This is a genomic window from Bradyrhizobium sp. BRP19 (assembly GCF_020194195.1).
Lineage (GTDB): Bacteria > Pseudomonadota > Alphaproteobacteria > Rhizobiales > Xanthobacteraceae > Bradyrhizobium > Bradyrhizobium yuanmingense.
The window spans coordinates 747,946-763,867 of record NZ_JADYVZ010000002.1 but is presented as its reverse complement, the minus strand read 5'-3'; the positions used below and the strand labels follow the sequence as shown (position 1 = coordinate 763,867).

The 15,922-nt window shown below is 64.7% G+C and carries 20 protein-coding genes; 17 read left to right on the top strand and 3 right to left on the bottom strand.

Features of this window, described 5'->3' with window-relative positions:
• The first annotated feature begins 6 nt into the window (after positions 1–6).
• The 7 genes from I6F36_RS09490 to I6F36_RS09460 all read left to right on the top strand — a co-directional run bounded on the left by I6F36_RS09490 (position 7) and on the right by I6F36_RS09460 (position 6,387).
• Complete coding sequence (locus I6F36_RS09490; RefSeq protein ID WP_025035619.1) at positions 7–591, top strand: amino acid synthesis family protein; 585 nt, start codon at positions 7–9, stop codon at positions 589–591.
• A 32-nt stretch (positions 592–623) separates the two neighbouring features.
• Positions 624–1,826, top strand: a complete 1,203-nt coding sequence (locus I6F36_RS09485; protein ID WP_036001355.1) for an ABC transporter substrate-binding protein — start codon at positions 624–626, stop codon at positions 1,824–1,826.
• A 150-nt stretch (positions 1,827–1,976) separates the two neighbouring features.
• The gene (locus I6F36_RS09480; RefSeq protein WP_057028848.1) at positions 1,977–3,866 is read left to right on the top strand and encodes an ABC transporter permease; all 1,890 of its coding nucleotides are present in this window, start codon (positions 1,977–1,979) and stop codon (positions 3,864–3,866) included.
• Positions 3,863–4,654: an ABC transporter ATP-binding protein gene (locus I6F36_RS09475; protein WP_109144118.1), complete on the top strand. Its 792-nt coding sequence runs from the start codon at positions 3,863–3,865 to the stop codon at positions 4,652–4,654. The genes I6F36_RS09480 and I6F36_RS09475 overlap by 4 nt, the downstream gene beginning before the upstream one ends.
• Positions 4,651–5,355, top strand: a complete 705-nt coding sequence (locus tag I6F36_RS09470) for an ABC transporter ATP-binding protein (protein WP_225171332.1) — start codon at positions 4,651–4,653, stop codon at positions 5,353–5,355. Before I6F36_RS09475 ends, I6F36_RS09470 begins: the two co-directional genes overlap by 4 nt.
• Before the next feature lie 24 nt (positions 5,356–5,379).
• Positions 5,380–5,835 carry a MarR family winged helix-turn-helix transcriptional regulator gene (locus I6F36_RS09465; RefSeq protein ID WP_036001344.1) on the top strand — a complete coding sequence of 152 codons (456 nt, stop codon included), beginning with the start codon at positions 5,380–5,382 and terminating at the stop codon, positions 5,833–5,835.
• Positions 5,836–5,997: 162 nt separating this feature from the next.
• Positions 5,998–6,387 carry a hypothetical protein gene (locus I6F36_RS09460; protein ID WP_225171382.1) on the top strand — a complete coding sequence of 130 codons (390 nt, stop codon included), beginning with the start codon at positions 5,998–6,000 and terminating at the stop codon, positions 6,385–6,387.
• Positions 6,388–6,391: 4 nt separating this feature from the next.
• On the opposite strand, the gene I6F36_RS09455 is transcribed toward I6F36_RS09460, so the two are convergent.
• Both I6F36_RS09455 and I6F36_RS09450 read right to left on the bottom strand, forming a co-directional pair.
• Positions 6,392–7,093, bottom strand: coding sequence for a hypothetical protein (locus I6F36_RS09455; RefSeq protein ID WP_225171331.1), 702 nt, complete (start codon positions 7,091–7,093; stop codon positions 6,392–6,394).
• Positions 7,094–7,217: 124 nt separating this feature from the next.
• On the bottom strand, positions 7,218–8,414 hold the full coding sequence (locus I6F36_RS09450) for an amidohydrolase family protein (protein WP_036001335.1): 1,197 nt from the start codon (positions 8,412–8,414) through the stop codon (positions 7,218–7,220).
• Between the two features lie 157 nt (positions 8,415–8,571).
• Between I6F36_RS09450 and I6F36_RS09445 the strand changes: the two genes are divergently transcribed.
• The 8 genes from I6F36_RS09445 to I6F36_RS09410 all read left to right on the top strand — a co-directional run bounded on the left by I6F36_RS09445 (position 8,572) and on the right by I6F36_RS09410 (position 12,556).
• Entirely contained in the window at positions 8,572–9,345 is a 774-nt protein-coding gene (locus tag I6F36_RS09445) for a ferredoxin--NADP reductase (RefSeq protein ID WP_225171330.1), read from the top strand.
• A gap of 191 nt (positions 9,346–9,536) precedes the next feature.
• Entirely contained in the window at positions 9,537–9,860 is a 324-nt protein-coding gene (locus I6F36_RS09440; protein WP_036001330.1) for a hypothetical protein, read from the top strand.
• A gap of 101 nt (positions 9,861–9,961) precedes the next feature.
• On the top strand, positions 9,962–11,233 hold the full coding sequence (locus tag I6F36_RS09435) for a cytochrome P450 (RefSeq protein ID WP_225141457.1): 1,272 nt from the start codon (positions 9,962–9,964) through the stop codon (positions 11,231–11,233).
• Between the two features lie 147 nt (positions 11,234–11,380).
• Complete coding sequence (locus tag I6F36_RS09430; RefSeq protein ID WP_225171381.1) at positions 11,381–11,566, top strand: hypothetical protein; 186 nt, start codon at positions 11,381–11,383, stop codon at positions 11,564–11,566.
• Positions 11,567–11,580: 14 nt separating this feature from the next.
• The gene (locus tag I6F36_RS09425) at positions 11,581–11,781 is read left to right on the top strand and encodes a hypothetical protein (RefSeq protein ID WP_036001325.1); all 201 of its coding nucleotides are present in this window, start codon (positions 11,581–11,583) and stop codon (positions 11,779–11,781) included.
• 1 nt (position 11,782) lies between these two features.
• Positions 11,783–12,010, top strand: a complete 228-nt coding sequence (locus I6F36_RS09420) for a hypothetical protein (RefSeq protein ID WP_225171329.1) — start codon at positions 11,783–11,785, stop codon at positions 12,008–12,010.
• Positions 12,011–12,025: 15 nt separating this feature from the next.
• Positions 12,026–12,289, top strand: a complete 264-nt coding sequence (locus I6F36_RS09415) for a hypothetical protein (RefSeq protein WP_036001319.1) — start codon at positions 12,026–12,028, stop codon at positions 12,287–12,289.
• A gap of 24 nt (positions 12,290–12,313) precedes the next feature.
• Positions 12,314–12,556 (top strand): hypothetical protein, encoded by a 243-nt coding sequence (locus I6F36_RS09410; RefSeq protein ID WP_036001316.1) that lies wholly within the window; start codon positions 12,314–12,316, stop codon positions 12,554–12,556.
• Between the two features lie 35 nt (positions 12,557–12,591).
• On the opposite strand, the gene I6F36_RS09405 is transcribed toward I6F36_RS09410, so the two are convergent.
• Positions 12,592–13,842, bottom strand: coding sequence for a DUF763 domain-containing protein (locus I6F36_RS09405; RefSeq protein ID WP_225171328.1), 1,251 nt, complete (start codon positions 13,840–13,842; stop codon positions 12,592–12,594).
• A 126-nt stretch (positions 13,843–13,968) separates the two neighbouring features.
• On the opposite strand from I6F36_RS09405, the gene I6F36_RS09400 reads away from it, so the two are divergent.
• Entirely contained in the window at positions 13,969–15,111 is a 1,143-nt protein-coding gene (locus I6F36_RS09400) for a mechanosensitive ion channel family protein (RefSeq protein ID WP_036001308.1), read from the top strand.
• Between the two features lie 84 nt (positions 15,112–15,195).
• Positions 15,196–15,906 (top strand): TetR/AcrR family transcriptional regulator, encoded by a 711-nt coding sequence (locus I6F36_RS09395; RefSeq protein WP_036001304.1) that lies wholly within the window; start codon positions 15,196–15,198, stop codon positions 15,904–15,906.
• Positions 15,907–15,922: the final 16 nt, after the last annotated feature.

The following is a 15,922-nucleotide window of genomic DNA, read 5'->3' as shown; positions in this document are numbered from 1 at the left end:
CGAAACATGAGCGCGATCATCCGCAAGATCGTCACCGTCGTCGAAGAGACGCAGATGGAGATGGGACGCCAGGTGTCGCCGCCGACCCGGCGTGCCGCCGCGATCGCCGTGATCGAAAATCCTTTCGCCGGAAAATATGTCGAGGATCTCTCGCCGCTGATCGCGATCGGCGAGGAGTTGGGCGAGCTCCTGTCGAAGCGCGCGGTGGCGGCGCTCGGCATCGATGGTGCCAAGGCGCACAGCTACGGCAAGGCCGCGGCTGTCGGCGAGAACGGCGAGCTGGAGCACGCCGCCGCCATCCTCCACCCCAAGATGGGGGCGCCGGTGCGCAAGGTTCTGGGCAAGGGCGCGGCGCTGATCCCGTCCTCGAAGAAGCGCAGCGGCCCCGGCACGACCCTGGACATTCCGCTGGGGCACAAGGACGCAGCCTTCGTCCGCAGCCATTTCGACGGGATGGAGGTACAGATCAACGATGCGCCGCGCGCCAACGAGATCATGGTCGCGGTCGCCGTCACCGACAGCGGCCGTCCGCTGCCGCGCGTCGGCGGGCTCACGGTCGCGGAGATCAAGGGCGAAGACGGTCTGAGATAGAAGTCGTAAGCGAGTTCAAATTGGAGGTTGGGATGCGAGCAAGAAATACTATCGTCGGCGCGGCCTTCGCGCTTCTGGCAGGCGGCATGGCCCATTCGGCCCTGGCGCAGGACATCAAGATCGGCGAGATCAACAGCTATTCGCTGCTGCCGGCATTCACCGAGCCCTATCGCAAGGGCTGGCAGCTTGCGGTCGAGGAAGTCAACGCGGCCGGCGGCATCAACGGCAAGAAGCTCGTCGTCATCTCCAAGGACGACGGCGGCAAGCCGGCGGACGCGCAGACCGCGGCTAACGAGCTCGTCTCGAGCGAGGGCGTCGCGATGCTCGCCGGCACGTTCCTGTCGAACATCGGTCTTGCGGTCTCTGACTTCGCCAACCAGAAGAAGGTCTTCTTCCTCGCGGCCGAGCCGCTCACGGACGCCATCACCTGGTCCAAGGGCAACAAGTACACCTTCCGCCTGCGTCCCTCCAACTACATGCAGGCGGCGATGCTGGTGGAAGCTGCCAGCAAGCTGCCGGCGAAACGCTGGGCGACGATAGCGCCGAACTACGAATACGGCCAGTCGGCGGTCGCGGTGTTCAAGAAGCTGATGTCGGAGAAGCGGCCCGACATCCAGTGGGTCGACGAGCAATGGCCGCCGCAGGGCAAGATCGACGCCGGCCCGGTGGTGCAGGCGGTTGCCGCCGCCAACCCGGAAGCGATCCTCAACGTCACGTTCGGCGCGGATCTCGTCAAACTCGTGCGCGAAGGCAACACCCGCGGCCTGTTCAAGGGGCGCGAGGTCGTCTCCTTCCTCACCGGCGAGCCCGAATATCTCGACCCGCTCAAGGACGAGACGCCGGAGGGCTGGATCGTCACCGGCTATCCCTGGTACTCGATCAAGACGCCAGAGCATGATGCGTTCCTGAAGGCGTACCAGGCCAAGTACAACGATTATCCGCGTCTCGGCTCGATCGTCGGCTACCAGACCATCAAGTCGGCCGCCGCGATCCTGACGAAGGCTGGCTCGACCGATCCGGAGAAGCTGATTGCCGCGGCGGAGGGGCTTACGATGCCATCGCCGTTCGGCGAGATCACCTTCCGCAAGATCGACCACCAGTCGACGCTCGGGGCCTTCGTCGGCAAGACCGCGCTGAAGGACGGCAAGGGCGTGATGGTGGACTCGTCTTACAAGAAAGGCGCGGACTATCTGCCCAGCGATGCCGAAGTCGCGAAGTTGCGTCCGAAGGATTGATACAACAGAGACCGGGGCCTTCATGGTTCGAGACGCGCGGCGTCGCCGCGCTCCTCACCATGAGGGTCCCGGACCTCATCCTGAGGAGGCGCGGAGCGCCGTCTCGAAGGATGAAGACCAGCACCGAGACCTAACCAACCCGGACCGCCGATGGCCTTTTACGTCGTACAGTTTCTGACCGGTCTCGCCAGCGCAGCGTCGCTGTTTCTGGTGGCCTCGGGCCTGTCGATCATCTTCGGCGTGACCCGGATCGTGAATTTCGCGCATGGCGCCTTCTACATGATCGGCGCCTACATCGCCTTCACGCTGACCGAGCGCTTGTCCGGCGCGTTCGGCTTCTGGGGCGGCATCGTGCTGGCCGCGTTCGCGGTGGCGCTGATCGGCGTCATCGTCGAGATGGTGCTGCTCCGGCGCATCTATCATGCGCCCGAGCTGTTCCAGCTGCTCGCGACCTTCGGCCTGACCTTGATGGTCGAGGATCTCGTCGTGCTGATCTGGGGGCCCGACGATCTCGTCGGCCGCCGCGCGCCGGGCTTCAGGGGCGCGATCGATTTCTTCGGCCAGAACATTCCGAGCTACGACCTGTTCCTGATCGTGCTCGGACCGGTCGTGCTCGGCATTCTCTGGCTGCTGTTCCAGCGCACGCGCTGGGGCGTCTTGGTGCGCGCGGCGACGCAGGATCGCGACATGGTGGCCGCGCTCGGCGTCAACCAAAAGTGGCTGTTCACGTCGGTGTTCGCCGTCGGCGTCTTCCTCGCAGCGCTCGGCGGCGCGCTCCAGATCCCGCGCGATGCCGTGCATCACGCCATGGACCTGCGGATCATCGTCGAGGTCTTCGTCGTGGTCGTGATCGGCGGCCTCGGCAGCATCGTCGGCGCCTTCGTCGCGGCGGTGCTGGTCTCCGAGCTGAATGCCTTCGGCATCCTGATCTTCCCGAAGATCTCGATCATTCTCGTCTTCCTGGTCATGGCGGTGGTGCTGATCGTGCGTCCCTGGGGCCTGTTCGGCAAGCCGGAGGCGGCCGCGCGCAAGACGCCGGGTCTCACCGTCAATCCCTGGCGGCCGCTGACCTCGAACGAGCGGCTGATGGCGCTTGCGGCGCTGATCGTCGCGGCCATGCTGCCGCTGTTCGCCGGCAACTATCTGCTGACCGTGGGCTCGGAGATCGCGATTTTCGTGATCTTCGCCGTCAGCCTGCACTTCCTGATGTCGGTCGGCGGGCTCGCCTCGTTCGGTCACGCCGCCTATTTTGGCCTGGGCGCCTATGGCATCGCCTTCCTCGCCAAGATGGCGGGACTGCCGATGATCGTCTGCCTGCTGCTCGGGCCGCTGCTCGGCTGCATGGGTGCGGCCGTGTTCGGCTTCTTCGCGGTGCAGCTCTCCGGCGTCTATTTCGCAATGCTGACGCTTGCCTTCGCGCAGATCGTCTGGTCGATCGCGTTCCAGTGGGTGGACGTGACCGGCGGCGACAACGGCATTCTCGGCCTCTGGCCATCGAGCTGGGCGGCAAGTCCGTCGCGCTTCTATTGGCTTTCGCTCGGCGTCGCGGCGCTGGTGACTGTCGCGCTGCGGGCCATGGTGTTCTCGCCGTTCGGCTACGCGCTTCGTGCCACGCGCGACTCGGTTTTGCGCAGCGAAGCCATCGGCATCGATGCCAAGCGCATCCAGTGGACCGCCTTCGTGATCGCCGGCACGACCGCCGGCATCGGCGGTGCGCTGTTTGCCTACCTGAAGGGCAGCGTGTTCCCCGACAATCTCGGCATCTCGCTCTCGGTCGACGCGCTGGTCATGGTGCTGCTCGGCGGCGTCGAGACGGTCTCGGGCGCGGTGATCGGCGCCATCGTCTACAAGGCTTTGAACATCTGGCTGGTGAGCCAGACCGATCTGTCGAAGCTCGTGCTCGGCGGCTTCATCATGCTGATCGTCGTCGTCTTCCCCAAGGGCATCGTCGGCACGCTGGAGATGCTGGCGCAGCGCCGCAAGAAAGCATCGCCGCCGGGATCACCTTTGCTCGCCAAGCCGATCGAGTCTGCCGAATGAGCGTCGCACCTCCACTTCTCGCGGTCGAAGGCCTGACCAAATCCTATGGCGGCATCCATGCCGTGCGAGGCGTCTCGTTCTCGCTGCGGGCCGGCGAGATCCTGGCGCTGATCGGGCCGAACGGCGCTGGAAAAAGCACCTGCTTCGACATGCTCAACGGCCAGAACATGCCTGATAGCGGCCACGTTCGCCTGCTTGGCGAGGAGATCACCGGCCGGAAGCCGCGTGAGGTCTGGCGGCTCGGCGTCGGCCGCACCTTCCAGATCACCGCGACCTTCGCCACCATGACCGTGCGGGAGAACGTGCAGGTCGCGCTGATCTCGCACGGCAAGCAGCTGTTCAATCTGTTCGGCTCGGCGCCGAAGTTCGATCGCGACGAGGCCGGCCGCCTGCTCGAGCTGGTCGGCATGGGCGGCTATGCGGACCGGCCCTGCGGCGAGCTTGCCTATGGCGATCTCAAGCGGCTCGAGCTTGCGGTTGCGCTCGCCAACCAGCCCAAACTGCTGCTGATGGACGAGCCGACGGCCGGAATGGCACCGCGCGAGCGCGTCGAATTGATGCGGCTGACCGCGCGCATTGCCCGAGAAAAATCCATCGGCGTGCTCTTCACCGAGCACGACATGGACGTGGTGTTCGAGCATGCCGATCGCATCCTCGTGCTCAACCGCGGGACGTTGATCGCGGAGGGCTCGCCGGCGGAAGTGCGCGGCAATCCCCAGGTGCAGGCGGTCTATCTCGGCGAGGGCCTGGTCTACGATTCCCGCCACCGCGAGGGAGCCTCCACATGAAGCTCACGGTGCAGGACCTCAACAGCCATTATGGTCCGGCGCATATCCTGTTCGACATCGGCTTCGAGGTCGGCGAGGGCGAGGTGGTGGCACTGCTGGGACGCAACGGCGCCGGCAAGTCGACGACGTTCCGGTCGATCGTCGGCCTCGTCGCGCAGCGCTCCGGCCGCATCACGTTCGAGGGCAAGGACGTTTCGTCGAAGCCGACACACGAGATCGTGCGCGAGGGCCTTGGCTACGTGCCGGAGGAGCGGCGCATCTTCACGGACCTGACCGTCGAGGAAAACCTCGAAGTCGGCCGCCAGCCGAAGCGTCCGAATGCGCCGCACTGGACGCGCGAAAAGCTGTTCGCGCTGTTTCCTAACCTCGGCGAGATGAAGAACCGCCCGGGCGGACGAATGAGCGGCGGCGAGCAGCAGATGCTCACCATTGCGCGCACGCTGATGGGCAATCCCTCGCTGGTGCTGCTGGACGAGCCGTCGGAGGGCCTGTCGCCGAAGATCGTGGAGCAGATGGTTGATGCCATCCTGACCATGAAGAAGGAAGGCGTCAGCATCGTCGTCTCCGAGCAAAATCTGCATTTCGCGGGGCTGATTTCGGATCGCGCCTACATCATCGAGCGCGGCCGCATCTGCTTCGGCGGCACCATGGCCGAGCTCGACGCGCGCCCGGATATCCGCGACGCGCATCTGTCGTTGTGAGGCAAGGGGAAGGGCTGCGAACGGATGGCGAGAAGCGTTGCGGCAAAGAAAAGTGTCAAACCGGCGAAACCGCCTTACGTGCTCGACGAACAGGTCGGCTTCATCCTGCGCCAGGTCTGGCAGCGCCACAGCTCGATCTTCGCCCGCGACATCGGCACCAATCTGACGCCGACGCAATGGGCGGCGCTGTCGAAACTGGCCGAGACCGGGCCGTGCTCGCAGAATCAGCTCGGGCGCCTGACGGCGATGGACGTCGCGACCATCAAGGGCGTGATCGATCGTCTCACCGCGCGCGGCCTCACCGAGACGAGCCAGGATCCCGAGGACGGCCGCCGCCTGCTGGTGAGCCTGACCCGCGCCGGACAGCAGCTTGCCGAAAAGCTGGCGCCGAACGCGCTGGCGATCACCCGCGAGACGCTGGCGCCGCTCGAGGCGAAAGAGCGCGAGACGCTGATGATGCTGCTGAACAAGCTCAGGTGAAGGTTTCGTAGGGCGGGCAGAGCGAAGCGTGCCCGCCATCCTTTCTCGAGTCGCAAAAATCGTGGGCACGGCACTTCGCGCCGTTTGACCACCCTACGGCAGTTGAACAAGGTGCCGGAACTGGCGACTAACCTTGATGAAGGGTTTATCGAGGTTTTGGTCATGAGAGTTGCGACGCGCTTTGCGGTTGTCTTGAGTCTTGGTGCCGTGCTCGCCGGCCAATGCGCTCCCGCCTTGGCGGCGCAGCCTTACGAAGGCTTCTGGGCCTCGACCAAAAAGGACTGTCGCGACGACGACAGTCCCAACCGCATGAGCATCGAGGGCGGCAATCGCCTGTACTGGTATGAGACGCGGTGCCGCGCCAGCCAGATCACGGCCGACGGAAGGCTCGGCTGGAAAATGAAGCTGGCCTGCGAAGGCGAGGGCGAAAAATTCCGCTCCAATCCTCGCGTCTCCGTCGCTGCGGATGGCAGGCTGGTGATGGACAACGGTCCAGTTGGGCGGGCCAAGCGCCAGACCTATGTGCGCTGTGAGATTGCGAAGAAGCGCTGATCTCTTACGTCTTTCCCGGCCATTTGGCGCGGTAGCGGATTTCGCTGCCGTCACCAAGCCGCCGCCACGTTCCGAATTCCGGCGTATGCGGCGCGCGGGCCGTCAAATCGATCGGATAGATCCGGCTCGGCTGGCCCTGGATGTTGATGGCGAGCTGCCGGTGCGAGGTTCGAAACGCCAGCTCGACTTCGCCGGCGATAACCGCCTGGTCGCCATCGCGATAGAACGCGGCCGGACTGACTTCGCCCGGCATGGTGTTGATGTCGGTTTGCAGTTCGATGGTGATGTCCTGCGCCGATGTTGGCACCGTTGCTCCCGCCGGAAAGCGGACCTCGAACACGAGCAGGGGATTGGCGCCGTTGCGGTTGAGCCAGGGCGTTGCGGTCGCGTATGCGTACGCAATGTAGGCGCCGAGGCCGGCGGTGCAGAGCAGGGCGACGATGCCGAGCGACTTCAAGCTGTTCCGCGCGACGCCGCCGACGCCTGCGTCCTGCCCTGCATTTTTGCCTGAACGCGTCACGAGCCAATTGGCGAGGACCGCGCCGGCGATTGCACCGGTGGGCGAGTAGACGAACAGTCCCAGCAGACCCGATGTGATCGGGTCCGCACGGTTGCCGACATCGAGGAGAGAAAACAGCACAAAGATCGCGATATAGCCCGCCACCGCGCCAGCGACGCCCACGGCTATCCGTGATGGGTCCTTCATGTCAGCCTCGATGGTCGAACAATGAACTGCCGCCGCCGAGGGCTGCCTGCGTTAGACGCAACAGGCTTGCGACTTGTTCAATGCCTTCGAGGGACGGTGCGAGCGGCGGGCCGCTCCGGCTGCATCACTTCGCCACCACCTCCGGCACCTTGCCGGCGGGCGGCGTGTTGCGGCTGCGCTGGGTGCGGACGATGCCGTCGATGATGGTCATTCCGATGCCGGGGAGATCGCCGAGCTGAACGCTCTCCAGGATGTTCTTGCCCGGCGAGTGCTGGGCCTTGTCCATGATGACGAAGTCGGCGGAGCGGCCGACCTCGATCAGGCCGCAGTCGAGCTGGCGCATCCGGGCGGTGTTGCCGGTGGCAAGGCAGAATGCGATCTCGGCCGGGAGGTCGCCGAGCGAGGACAGCATCGAGACCATGCGCAGAATGCCGAGCGGCTGCACGCCGGAGCCGGCGGGCGCGTCGGTACCAAGGATGACGCGATGCAGGTCGCCCATCTCGCGGGCGGTGCGCAGCGTGAACAGGGCCGAGCGCTCATTGCCGTTGTGCACGAGCTCGAGGCCGCGCTTGCAGCCCTCGCAGATGCAGCGGATCTGGTCGTCGGGCAGAGCAGTGTGGCCGCCGTTGATGTGGCCGACCACGTCGGTGTCGGCCTCAAGCACCACGTCCTTGTCGATCAGGCCGGAGCCGGGGATCGACGGGCCGCCGGTGTGGATGGTGCTCTGGATACCGTATTTGCGCGCCCAGCCGACCATCTTCCGCGCGGTCGGGCCGTCCTTGACGCCGCCGAGGCCGACCTCGCCGAGCAGCTTGACGCCGTTGGCCGCCATCTCCTTGAAGTCCTCTTCCACCATCTCGCATTCGATCACCGGCGCGCCGGCGTGAACCTTCACGCCGCCGGGGCGCAAGGTCCAGAACGCGCGCTGGGCGAACACGGCCATGGCCTTGAGGCCGACGACGTCGCGGGGTCGGCCAGGCATGTGCACCTCGCCGGCGGAGATCATGGTGGTGACGCCGCCGTGCAGATAGCTGTCGATCCAGTTGATCTGGTTCTGCCGCGGCGTCCAGTCGCCGGCGACAGGGTGGACGTGGCTGTCGATCAGGCCCGGCGCCACCGTGGTGCCGTTGGCGTCGACGATGGTGGTGGCGCCTTCGGTATTGACCTCCTTGAAGCGGCCGATCGCGCTGATCTTGCCGTTCTCGGCGACGATGGTGTCGCCGTCCAGGATCGGCTTTTCCAAAGCGCCGGACAGGATCAGGCCGATATTGCGGATCACCAGCTTCGAGGGTCCGGTGGCCTGGGGTGCGTCATGCGCCATGGAAGGGGCTCCTTATTCCTAACTGCAACGCTTCCGATCTTGGGCAGCCTTGACCGCGGGATCAAGCCGGATTATTCATTAGTATACGAATGATCGTGTACAAACGACGCATAGCTGCCGGCCTCGGAACCGCAATCGACGCGACAGGGAAGGTGAGATGAGCAATTTCAATCAAGAAAGCGTTTTGAGCGTCCACCACTGGACCGATACGCTCTTCTCCTTCAAGACCACCCGCAACCCGACCTTCCGCTTCCGTAACGGCGAATTCACCATGATCGGGCTCAAGGTCGGCGAGAAGCCGCTGCTGCGGGCTTACAGCGTCGCCAGCGCCAATTACGAGGACACGCTGGAATTCTTCTCGATCAAGGTGCCGGACGGACCGCTGACCTCGCGCCTCCAACATCTGAAGGAAGGCGACGAGATCATCGTCAGCCGCAAGGCCACCGGCACACTGGTGATCGACAATCTGGAAGAGGGACGTAACCTCTACCTGATCGGCACCGGCACGGGTCTTGCGCCGTTCCTGAGCGTGATCAAGGATCCCGAGACCTACGAGCGGTTCGGGAAGGTGGTGCTGCTGCACGGCTGTCGGCACGTCAAGGAGCTCGCCTATGGCGAGATGATCACCGAGCATCTGCCGAAGGACGAGCTGCTTGGCGAGTACATCCAGAACCAGCTGATCTACTATCCGACCGTGACGCGCGATCCCTTCCGCAATCGCGGCCGCATCACCGATCTCATCACCTCAGGCAAGCTGTTCGCCGATATCGGCCTGCCGGTGCTGGAAGCCGCCCATGACCGCGTCATGATCTGCGGCAGCCCGGCCCTTGTGGCGGACACCCGCGTCCTCCTGGGTGAGCGCGGCTTCGTCGAGGGCAATCACGGCGAGCCTGCCCAGTTCGTGGTAGAGAAGGCCTTCGCCGAGCGCTGAAGCGTTTTCGAGCGAAGTGGATACCGGTTCGCGTCAAGAAGACCCGCCCAAATAGGAATCTAGGGCCCCGTTGCGGGGGCTCCAGATCCGGAATTTCTGCGCGAGAAGATCGCATTTTCGCCACCGCCGGGGCGTTGCGGCGCCGATTCGGCGCACGATACTATGTGGGACCGAATCAGCGGAGTTCCCACATGGTTGCGGACAGCGACAGCAACATCGCCTGGCACCGGGTTCAGTTGAAGAAGAACCGCGCCGAGCTGAAGGCGCTGGAGACCGCGCGCTTCACGATGGGCGAGATCGCCACCTCGAAGCGCAACGGCCAGACGCAGAAGACGATCGCGGAACTCAAGCGCAAGATCGCACAGTCGGAGCGCGCCATCGCCGATCACGACAAACGGACGCGCCGTCCACTCGCAACCGACCTGCAGAGCCTCAGCAACGGCAGCTGGAGCCATTGGGACGCCTACACCCAACAGCAGCGCAAGAGCGGCCAGCGCTCCTCCGGGCGCGGATAGGCGCGGCTCGCCACGCCTGCGGCCGACGAGCAGACGCACCCTTGCGCCGGCCGCGCCGCGCACCATCTCGGTGATACGCCACCAATCGTTCCGGTGATCCCATGACAGTGCGCCTCGATTTCACCAGCGAGGCCTTCTTTCGCGATCCGCCCAAGGCGATCGCGAAATTGCGCATGTCCGCACCCGTGGTCGCGACGCGGTTTCCCATCGTCGGCAATGTCTGGATCACCACGACCCATGACGCCACCGCGCAGGTCCTGAAGGACGGCGCGACCTTCACCTTGCGCAAGGAGGATGGTGACATCGCGGGCTTGCGCTGGTGGATGCCGAGATTCGTCAGGACCATCGCCAACAACATGCTGACGATGGACGAGCCGGATCACACGCGGCTGCGCAGCATCGTCGACGAAGCGTTTCGCCGCCGCGCGATCGTTGCGATGGAGCCGCGCATCCGGGCCATCGCTGACGGTCTGGCCGACGAGCTGTTCGCGCAAGGATCCCCGGCCGATCTGGTCCAGCGCTATGCGCGCATCCTGCCGCTCGCGGTGATCTCGGAGCTGCTCGGCCTGCCGCTCGCAGATCGTCCAAAATTCATCGCCTGGGCCAACGCGATATCCTCGCTGACGAATGTCGTCAGCTTCTTCCGCCTGCTGTTCGCGGTGCGCAAGATGCGCGCCTACCTCGAGCAGCAGTTGCAGATCGCGCGTGTCCAGGGCGGCGAGGGCCTGATTGCCGAGCTGATTCAGGTCGAGCGCGAAGGCGGCCAGATCACGCCGGATGAAATGGTCTCGATGGTGTTTCTGTTGCTCGGGGCGGGATCGGAAACCACCACCCATCTCATCAGCGGTTCCATCTACGAGCTGCTCAGGAATCCCGAGCTGCGCGACTGGCTGGAACAGGATTGGAGCCGCGTCGGGCTCGCGGTCGAGGAGTTTCTGCGCTTCGTCTCGCCCGTGCAATTCTCCAAGCCACGCTACGTGCGGCGCGATGTCGAGGTCGAGGGCGTGCGCCTGAAGAAGGGCGATCGCGTCATGGTGATGCTCGCCGCTGCGAACATGGATCCCGCGGTACATGATCGTCCCGAGACCCTCGATCTCGAACGCAAGCCGAACCGCCATATCTCATTCGGCACGGGAATCCACTTCTGCCTCGGCCATCAGCTCGCGCGCATCGAGGCGGCCTGCGCGCTGGAGGCGCTGTTCGTGCGTTGGCCGAAATTGAGTCTTGCCGTCGATGCCGCTGAAATCCGCTGGCGCAAGCGGCCGGGCTTGCGCGCGATCGCGAAGCTTCCCGTCACGGCAGAGGGCCGCGGAACAGAGGCGACTGCACGCAGCGGAACGAGGGGCGATCGTTCCCTCACCGCGGCAAACTGACGTCGGCGGCGCCCTTCGGAAAATCTTTGCTTGTTGTGATCGGCCAGGAACGGTGTGCCGTTCGTGCTGTTGTCATCCCGACATGACGCGGAGGGGAGTTCCTTGGGGCGCATGTCGCAGATCGACGTCTTAACGGGAGACCAGATCATGGCCAGCAAGATGCCACCTGTTCCACCGGACAATCAGAGCCGCAAGGGAACCGGCGATCGCAAGCAGATGTCCGCCGATCAGATGCCGCACGGTCAGGAGCGTGTACAGAATCCAGATCAGCATGGACAGCAGGGCAACATCAAGCAGAACACGACCAACCAAGGCTATCAGCAAGATCGCTGAGGAGGACGACATTCATGTCGACATCCACGAAGACACCGAACAGCATTCGACAGGGTGGGCCCGGCGCCTCGCATGAGAACGCGAAGGCACCGCTTCAGGTGAAGAAGCCGCCGGCGGACGATCCGCAGCGCAGCCACAGCCGGGTTTCCGGCGGCGGTGGCGAGCGCGACTCCCATCACACGCACGACGAGGCCGGAAAGGGCGGAGGCAGGTGACATGACCAACAAGCAACCCAAGCTGTACGCGCCGACCGAGAAGGACCTGCATGACAACCCCCTGATCGGCGGATCCAAGGGCGTGAATAGGGCAGGCGTTTCGCCTGACGACCTCGAGGAGGTCTTGGGCGAGAACACGATCGAAGGCGACGTCGAAAACGACGTGAACGCCGGTGGCGGTATCGACAAGGATGTCGCGCGGAGCGGTTCGCCCCGAAGAGGCCGGTAAGATTGGAGGCCCACAATGCAGGGCAAGAAGACTCACGAACAGCAAGTGCGCATCCTCGAGCGGAAGCCAGATGTTCCGGATGCGCGAGAACTCGAGCAGGCCGCCGGTCATAACCCGCAAGACACGCGCGTCCATCGTGCGAACCCCGAAGCTCGTCACAGCGAGTTTCCAGTGAGCCGCGGCGGTCTCAACCAGGAGAGCGATCACAACAAGCACAACGATCCCGGCCAGAGCGGCCACAAGCCGCCCAAACCGACGACGGCACAACAGAAGCACTAAATCATCGGAAGAGAGGAGAGACTGATGCCTGGTGGGCATGGCAGCAAGACGCACTTCAGATCGGGCATGCATGGCAAGGGCGACGGCACCGGCGCATTGACCGACGTGCCGAAGGAGATGATCGGCGACAACATGGTCCTGTCCAACCGCGACAAGAAACAGCATTCGGACATTCGTGGCATGGACGGCAAGTCCATCCAGACCGAACAATATCAGGACCACGCAGCAAACCGGCTCGATGAGAAGCCGGAGGCCGACGAGACCTGAGAGGACGTTCCTTCCGCCGACTTGCGGACCGGTGTTCAGCCGGTCCGCTTTTTTGTGGGCGCAAGGTCACGCTCCCAGCCGAACACCGAACGGCCATCGAGCTCCGGTGAGGCCGCACGCTCGCCGGCGATGAAAGCATCGACTGAGGGGCCGCGCGCGGTCCTCTCCAACCGCCGTGCCTGGTCGTCGAGGCGTTTGATCGCCTGCATCTCCTCGTCGCGTCCGAGCTTCGCGTTTCGGATCGCGCCCTTCAGCACCCGGATGGTCTCGTCATAGACCTTGATCGGAACGGGGTAGGGATGCCGGTCCTTGCCGCCATGGGCGAGCGAGAAACGTGCGGGGTCCCTGAAGCGATAGGGCGCGCCGTGCACGACCTCGGCAACCATCGCGAGCGAGCGCACCGTGCGCGCGCCGACGCCCGGCGTCAGCAGCAGCTCCGGAAAATCCGCCGGGCCGCGTTCGGCTGCGGCGGCGAGCGTGCCGTGCAGGCGGCGCGCGAACACGTCCTTCGGCCGCACATCATGATGCGCAGGCATGATCAGATGCGGCAGCATGCCTTGCGCCGGCGTGGACGGGGTCCCCGTGAGCCGCTCGAATTCGGAGACGATGCGATCCGGACCGAGGTCGGAGAGCAGCTCGAGCTGTGCCGTCCGAGATAGATCGGCGCGATGATCGGTGAGATTGACGATCTCCCCCTGCTGCGGCCCGTCGATTGCGCTGTGCGGTGTATCGACAAAGCTCTTCAGTGCCTCGGAGTGCCAGTGATAGCGCCGCGCCTGCCGCTTGTCGCCGTTCATGCCCTGCTGCACCACCGTCCATTTGCCGTCAGTGGTGACGAAGAAGCCGTGCAGGTAAAGGTCAAAGCCGTCCTGGACCGCGGCGCTGTCGACCTTGGCGACCAGACGGCTGGCCCGGGTCAGCTTGACGCCGTCAAATCCGACGCGGTCGCCGAGCTGCAACAGCTCGTCCGGCGTCTTGCGCGAATGCTGACCGCGACCGCCACAGACGTAAATCCCGAGCTCGTCCTGGAGCGGTCCGAGCCCGCGCTTCAGCGCGCCTATCACGGAGGTGGTGATGCCGGAGGAGTGCCAGTCCATTCCCATCACGGCGCCAAACGACTGGAACCAGAATGGATGCGACAGGCGCTGTAGAAATGCGTCGCGGCCGTAATGATGCACGATCGCCTGGGTGACGATCGCCCCGAGCGAGGACATGCGACTTGCCAGCCAGGGCGGAACCCGCCCGGTGTGAAGAGGAAGATCGGCGCTGCCGGTTCGTCGAGTCATGGCGACAAGCCTAGCGCAGCTCAGCGACGGTTGCACCTGCGGGATGCTGCATTGCACGGGGCGGGGGAGCGAAGCCGGCCGGGATGCGTTGTGCGGGTTGCGTGAGTGCAATGATGGGGACGATCCATGGATTGGCAGGCTCTGACGGCCGATATCGACAGGATGTTCGGCTGGATACCGTCATGGTTCATCGGCCTCACCCTGGTTGCCGGCGCGATCCTGCTTGCCCTGCTCGTCTACCGGGTTGCCACATGGCTTCTCAACCGCGCTTTCGGAACGCGGCTTCCGCTCTTGAGCGTGTTCATCGAGCGCACGGCAGGCCCCGCGCAAATGGCGCTTTGCCTTGCCGCCGTCGCAATGGTGCTGCCGCTGGCGCCGCTCGACGATACGATCCGCACCCCCCTGACGCGGCTGTTCGTCGTGGCCTTCATCGCGCTGATCGGCTGGATCTCGATCCGGATCGTCGACATGAGCGCGGCGCGCTACTTGCAGAACTTTCGCGATGTCACCGAGAATTTCGTCGCGCGCAAGCACGTCACGCAGGTGCGCGTGTTCAAGCGCGTCACCGACACCATCATCGTCATCATCACGGTCTCCGCCGCGCTGATGACGTTCGACTCCGTGAAGCAATACGGAGTCAGCCTGTTCGCCTCCGCAGGTGCTGCCGGCATCATCGTCGGCCTTGCCGCGCGCCCGCTGCTGAGCAATCTGATCGCCGGCCTGCAGATCGCGATCACCCAGCCGATCCGCATCGAGGATGCCGTGATCATCGAGAACGAATGGGGCTGGATCGAGGATATCGCCTCGACCTATGTCGTGATCCGGCTGTGGGATTGGCGCCGCATGGTGGTGCCGCTGTCCTACTTCATCGAAAAGCCATTCCAGAACTGGACGCGCGACACCGCATCCCTCATCGGCGTCGTCGCGCTGCATGTCGACTATCGCGCCGACGTCCCGCGCATCCGACGCTGGCTGGAGGAGGCGGTGAAGCAGTCGAAGCTGTGGGACGGGGAGGTGGTGAATCTCCAGGTGATCGATGCCGATTCGCGCACCATCGAGCTTCGGGCGCTGGTCAGTGCCAGGAACGCACCGCAGTCGTGGGACCTGCGCTGCGAGATCAGGGAGAAGCTCATCGCCTTCATCCGCGACGAGATGCCGGAGGCGCTGCCGCGCGACCGCGCCATCCTGATCCCGTCGGGAGACGGAGAGGGCGATCTCGGACTGCGTCCCGCACCGCCGGAGAAGATGCGGGCGAGCGCCAGTCACTGAACGGCGCTTACGCGCCTGCGCCGTCCCGCCATTGCCACGTTCTTGTTGACGAGACCTGATCTTTTGTACGATAGTACAAATCTCATGGTACGCAAGCCCACCAGCAAGGAAGCGGCCCGCAAGCCGAACATGCGCGAGGCAATCCTCGCCGCCGCGGAGGAGCTGTTCGCCACCAACGGCTTCAATGCCGTATCGGTGCGCGACATTGCGCAAGCTGCCGGGGCAAATCCGGGCAGCGTGACCTATCATTTCAAGACCAAGGACGGTTTGCTGCTGGAGATCTACCGGCGTCATTGCGGGCCGATGAATCTGCGCCGTTCCGAGCTGCTCGCGGCCGCAAAGCGCGTGCGCGATCTCCAGGACCGGCTGGAGGCGATCGTTCGCGCCTATGTGGTGCCGGCCTTCACCTCGGGCAGCGATCTCGCCGGTGGCGGAGCGCGCTTCACGCGGCTGCGCGCGGTGATGTCGGCGGAAGGCAACGAGGTCGCGCGAAAGATCATCGCGCAGACCTTCGACGACACCAGCCACGCCTTCATCGACGCGGTCCACGAGAGCCTGCCGCACATTCCGCGCACGGACATCGTCTGGCGCAGCCATTTCCTGCTGGGCGCACTCTATTATTCGCTGGTGACGCCGGAGCGCGTGTCGCGCCTGTCGCGCGGCGAGGCCGACGGCAGCGATGCCGCTTGCGCCATCGAACAATTGGTGCAGGCCACCGTCGCCGCCTTCCAGGCGCCGGCGCTGGATGAGGCCGCGCCGGCGCGGCGGCGGCCGGTCGTCGCCGGCAAGGCGTGAAACAAGAAATCTCGCT